This window comes from Paraburkholderia haematera (genome assembly GCF_905220975.1).
Classification (GTDB): Bacteria; Pseudomonadota; Gammaproteobacteria; order Burkholderiales; family Burkholderiaceae; genus Paraburkholderia; species Paraburkholderia haematera.
The window spans coordinates 1-4,736 of the sequence record NZ_CAJNBK010000056.1; the positions used below are offsets into that span (position 1 = coordinate 1).

7 protein-coding genes and 1 pseudogene are annotated in these 4,736 nt (G+C 58.8%); 2 read left to right on the forward strand and 6 right to left on the reverse strand.

Annotated elements, in window-relative coordinates:
• Positions 1-69 (reverse strand): annotated as a pseudogene (locus KHO23_RS35760) (IS6 family transposase); the annotation flags it as partial.
• Between the two features lie 9 nt (positions 70-78).
• Complete coding sequence (locus KHO23_RS35525) at positions 79-201, reverse strand: hypothetical protein (protein ID WP_268963981.1); 123 nt, start codon at positions 199-201, stop codon at positions 79-81.
• A 156-nt stretch (positions 202-357) separates the two neighbouring features.
• Here KHO23_RS35525 and KHO23_RS34715 point away from each other — a divergent pair, with 156 nt between their 5' ends.
• Positions 358-1,584 carry a tyrosine-type recombinase/integrase gene (locus tag KHO23_RS34715; protein WP_211617523.1) on the forward strand — a complete coding sequence of 409 codons (1,227 nt, stop codon included), beginning with the start codon at positions 358-360 and terminating at the stop codon, positions 1,582-1,584.
• A gap of 467 nt (positions 1,585-2,051) precedes the next feature.
• On the opposite strand, the gene KHO23_RS34720 is transcribed toward KHO23_RS34715, so the two are convergent.
• From KHO23_RS34720 to KHO23_RS34735, 4 genes are all read right to left on the reverse strand, one after another.
• On the reverse strand, positions 2,052-2,210 hold the full coding sequence (locus KHO23_RS34720) for a hypothetical protein (RefSeq protein ID WP_211617528.1): 159 nt from the start codon (positions 2,208-2,210) through the stop codon (positions 2,052-2,054).
• Positions 2,211-2,238: 28 nt separating this feature from the next.
• Positions 2,239-2,982, reverse strand: coding sequence for an acetoacetyl-CoA reductase (phbB, locus tag KHO23_RS34725; RefSeq protein ID WP_211617524.1), 744 nt, complete (start codon positions 2,980-2,982; stop codon positions 2,239-2,241).
• A 197-nt stretch (positions 2,983-3,179) separates the two neighbouring features.
• On the reverse strand, positions 3,180-3,722 hold the full coding sequence (locus tag KHO23_RS34730; protein ID WP_211617525.1) for a phasin family protein: 543 nt from the start codon (positions 3,720-3,722) through the stop codon (positions 3,180-3,182).
• 242 nt (positions 3,723-3,964) lie between these two features.
• Positions 3,965-4,162: a hypothetical protein gene (locus KHO23_RS34735; protein ID WP_211617526.1), complete on the reverse strand. Its 198-nt coding sequence runs from the start codon at positions 4,160-4,162 to the stop codon at positions 3,965-3,967.
• A 237-nt stretch (positions 4,163-4,399) separates the two neighbouring features.
• On the opposite strand from KHO23_RS34735, the gene KHO23_RS34740 reads away from it, so the two are divergent.
• Entirely contained in the window at positions 4,400-4,591 is a 192-nt protein-coding gene (locus tag KHO23_RS34740; protein WP_211617527.1) for a hypothetical protein, read from the forward strand.
• Positions 4,592-4,736: the final 145 nt, after the last annotated feature.

A 4,736-nucleotide genomic window follows, 5' to 3' on the forward strand; every position in this document is an offset into this window, starting at 1 on the left:
GCGAACGGCACAACTGATCACCACCGCAGGGAAGCGATGGCCGTGATAGAGAGATCTCGTCTTTTTCATCTCCCGATTTTACGCGACCACCTCGGCAACGTGACAAAGCCCGCGATACAGCTCACGGGTTTTCGGATGCGCGGCCTTGAGGCGGTCGATTTCGGCGGCAAGACGGGTTTCGTCGGGCAGGACGTCGGACATCGGCGGAGGCTCCGGGGAATTTCTAAAATAATACTACGTAAAACGCACTATTTTTAACTATATCTACGACATACACGACATTAGGCCTATAATGTCGTGTATGTGGCCGGACGCGCCGGCCGTCACCGCGCTACACCCGCCGGAGCCGCCCGAACCGTGTCAGATACCCCGATTGCGTCGGTGCAGCCCGTCGAGTCCCTCGTCATTCCGGAACGCCTGGACGGTCGCCACGGCGCCAACCGTGGCGCAATCGGTGGCTCACAGCTATCGGCCACCAACGATCTGGACGCTGTCCGCGCCTGGCTATCGAACTACGCTGACACGAAGACGACCTTCGACAGTTATCGCAAGGAAGCCGAGCGGCTCCTGCTGTGGGCGGTCGTGCAACTCGGCAAACCGCTGTCATCGCTCACACACGAGGATCTGCTGCTGTTCAGGGCATTCCTCGCCAATCCGCAACCCGCAGCTCGCTGGGTGTCGGCCACCGGCGGCAAGTATCCACGTGATGACGCGCGCTGGCGGCCGTTCAACGGCCCGCTGTCGCCGGCCAGCCAGCAGCAGGCGCTGATCATCCTGAATGGCATGTTCACCTGGCTGGTCGACGCCGGTTACCTGCGCGGCAACCCGATGGCATTGCTGCGGCAGCGTGGAAAACGCGCGGCGCCGCGGGTCACGCGCTACCTGCCGGTCTCGCTGTGGGATGAGGTCAAGGGCTTCGTCGAACAGTTGCCACAGGACACCGCGGTGCAGCAGGCGTACGCCGCCCGCTGCCGCTGGCTGACCACCCTCTTCTACCTGCAGGGCATGCGCCTCTCCGAGGTCGCCACCGGAAAAATGGGCGACTTCTCGCGCCGGCTCGGCGCCGACGGACGCGACCAGTGGTGGCTGGACATCCGCGGCAAGGGTGGCCGGGAGCGGATCGTCCCCGCGTCGCCCGAACTGGTCTCCGAGCTGACCCGCTACCGGAAGGCGAACGGCCTGCCGTCGCTTCCGGGCCGCACCGACGACACACCGCTGGTCATCCCGTTCAGGGGAAAACATCGCTGCATGTCGCGCTCAGCCGTGCACGACGCGATAAAAAGCGTGTTTGGCAACGCGGCGGACAGGTTGCGCGCCTGCGGACCGGAGTTCGCGGACCGTGCCGATGAGCTGGACCGCGCGTCGGCGCACTGGCTTCGACACACATCGGGCTCGCACCAGGCCGACGGGGGTGTCGACCTGCGCACGGTACGCGACAATCTCGGTCACGTCTCGCTGAACACCACCAGCCTTTACCTGCATGAGGAAGAAGACAAACGGCATCGCGAGACGGTGAAACGCCACCGGATGAACTGGGAAGCACAGACCGCCGCAGAGCCCGGTTCTATGGAGAGCGACCATTGAAGCCCGGCCAGCTTCAGCGATTGCGTCGCACCATAAGTCGACTTCCCGAATAGCCCTCGACGACACGAGCTGTCTACCAGCCAGAATCAGGCATTCACAGAAACTGGGAACTGGTGGTACCCGCGAGGAGCGTCCTGATCTTCTGCTCCGCCGCAAGCACTTCGTGCAACGGCGCACGGGCGAGCTGAGAATCATAAAGGACCAGCAGCGCTTCGAAGTCGACAATTGTCTCGGCCGGTAGCCGCCATTCACCACACTCATTCGCCCGTGACAAGGTCGCCTCAACGGCATACTCGGCAATCCTGAATTGGTCGGCCGGACAGTTAAGCATCCATATTATTTCAATGCATGTATGGACCCGACGCCTTTTGCAAGCTTCTTGTTCGGGATGAAACGCACGTGCGCATCCACTCAGGAAACGATGCGATCAACCCCTTGATCGCAGCAACATGGGCGAGCGCAGAGATTCAATGCCGGGCGCTACCCCAGTCCCACCCGTCGCGATGGAAATCCAGCCGTCTAAGCAGTTTTCGGCGAATTTGCTCCCGGTGATAGTGAGCGGCGACGAACGCTGTTGCCGTCACCAGCACGAATGAACCTACGACGGTTGCCACTGCTTCACTCATCGGAACCTCCATTGCGGATCTCTCGGGTTCACTGCAGGTGCTGCCCTCCATTGATCGCGATGTTGGCGCCGGTCACGAAGTCCGCCTCGCGCGAGCACAGGTAAACCACGAGAGCGGCAACTTCGTCCGGTTGCCCGAGCCGGCCGACCGGAATCTGCGGAATGATCTTCGTCTCGCGGATTTCCTCGGGCACCGCCATCACCATCTTCGTCGCGATATAGCCCGGCGAGATCGTGTTGACAGTGACGCCTTTTTTCGCCACCTCGAGTGCCAGCGATTTCGTAAAACCGTGCATGCCGGCCTTTGCCGCCGCATAGTTGGTCTGGCCGAACCCACCCTTGGAGCCGATGATCGACGACATGTTGATGATGCGGCCCCAGCCACGCTCGACCATGCTGTCGCACACCGGCTTCGTCATGTTGAACACCGAATCGAGGTTCGTGCGGATCACCGCGTCCCAATTGACCTTGTCCAGTTTCTTGAAGCTGGCGTCGCGCGTGATGCCGGCGTTGTTGATCAGGATGTCAACCGGTCCGACTTCCGCCTTGATCTGCGCCATGCATTTTTCGCACGAGTCGTAGTCGGCGACGTCGACCGCGTACGCGCGGAACTGTCGTCCCTCGGCTTCCATGCGCGCGAGCCACTCGTTCGCACCGGTGTTGCCGGGCGAATAGGTGACGACGACCGCATAACCGGCGTCATGCAACTTGATGCTGATCGCCTCACCCAGTCCACCCATGCCACCCGTTACTACCGCGATCTGCTTTGCCATCGAATCGTCCTCACAAATACTGGCGGCGTGCTCGTCTGGAGCAACACTGCCTTCAGTCAGAAATTGGATGCATTGAAAAACCGGACCCTTATCCAAAATGAATAAAAGGAATCCTACATATATATGCGAAACCGATAACGCGGGCATCGCTGCCCGCGTGAGTCTTTGTGCTCCGCGCTCGCGGCTATGGCAGCCGACTAGGCAGCACTACGTTTGGCGGCCTTGGACGCTGAGGCCGTGACGGCTTCGAGATTGGTCCCGGCCATCTCCACGGCCTGTTGTCCTGTCTTCTGCAGCGATTCATACAGCGTGGTGGTGGCGCTGATTGCAGTCTTCCACGCGGCGATGGCTGCTTCTGAACCCGCAGGGGCACTCTTCGACGCTTCCTCGATGAATTCCTGCACGCGTACGTTATACCGTTCGTACTGCGTCTGTGCGAGTTGCGCGACCTCAGCCTGCGTCGTTGACGCGATGTCGAACAGTTGACGGCCGTATGACAGTGATTTCTCCGCGAAAGGCGCGGTGAAACCGGCTTGCAACGTGAGCCACTGCTGCGGGTCTGTTGTACCGGGCGCCTTTGTCAGGTTCTCCTTCGATTCCGCCAGCGTGGACCTGACGACCTGCAGGTTCAGTGCGACCAGTTTTTCGACGCCTTCAAAGGCCTTGCCGGTCAATCCGAAGAATGCGTCGAGGCTGGCCTTCTGTGATGCGGCGATTTGCTCGGGACTCAATAGAGCCATTGTTGAAATTCCTCAGGATTCAGTACGCCGCGCGAAACCCCGATCGACCGGATGTAACACGGCGAATGACAATAATGGATGGACCGAAGTGCAAGGACGCCTGCCAGGCAGCATGCGTCGCGAATACTTCGGAGGGTCGTTACAGCAAGAGGTACTACGCCTTAAAGTCCAACTAAATCTGCTTCGCTTACTTTGTCTTCGGCGCACTCGCCGCGTGGTGCGGCGGCACGCGCCGCAACTTCCTAGCGCCTACGCGCGACGGCCTTGAGAATGGAAGCGCCTTCGCTTGTGACATGGGGACGTGGATGGCCCGACGCGAGGCGTTCCAGTGATATGAGTTGACGCTCCAGCAGCGCATCGAGTTCGGCGCGTCCCAGTTCGATCTGATCCGGCGCGTCCTTGATGAGCATTAAGGTGGCGAATTCATGGGGACTCAGCATATCGTCTCCTCCATTGAGTCTGTATGCGTCGGGAGCATTAATTACCATCTCCTGTGGCGAATGGCGGCAAATATTTCGTTCGCCTTTGCGAAGCAAAGGGTTCAGGAAATCCCTACAGAAACGTCATCATAACCGCACAATTTTGAATTGCAATATGCTCAGTACTTTTTTGATTTGTCTGTTTATTCAGTCCGCATATGACGGCAACGAATTCCTCGCCGTGCGGGCGTGGAGGCCATGGAAGCCTTGATCGGCGGGGTCTGGGCCGATCTGGACGGGCTCGCGATGTCTGAATTAGCAAACAATCAAGGACACAGCGCAGCCCGTCTATTCATATATGAAAATGACGTTTATAGGTCAGCATTGTCTTATTCAGACATGGGCCGCTCATACGCTGATATTGAGAAATATTTATTACACAACATGTGAATTGCCTATTTTCGTAAATCGAATCATCGCAAAAGGCGTAAGCGTCCGATCTTGACCGTCTAGATTCTGGTCGCATCGCACCCCATGCTTTCGTTGGGCACAAATGTCACTGTGTCCATAAAGGGAGATCATGGACAGAGTCACT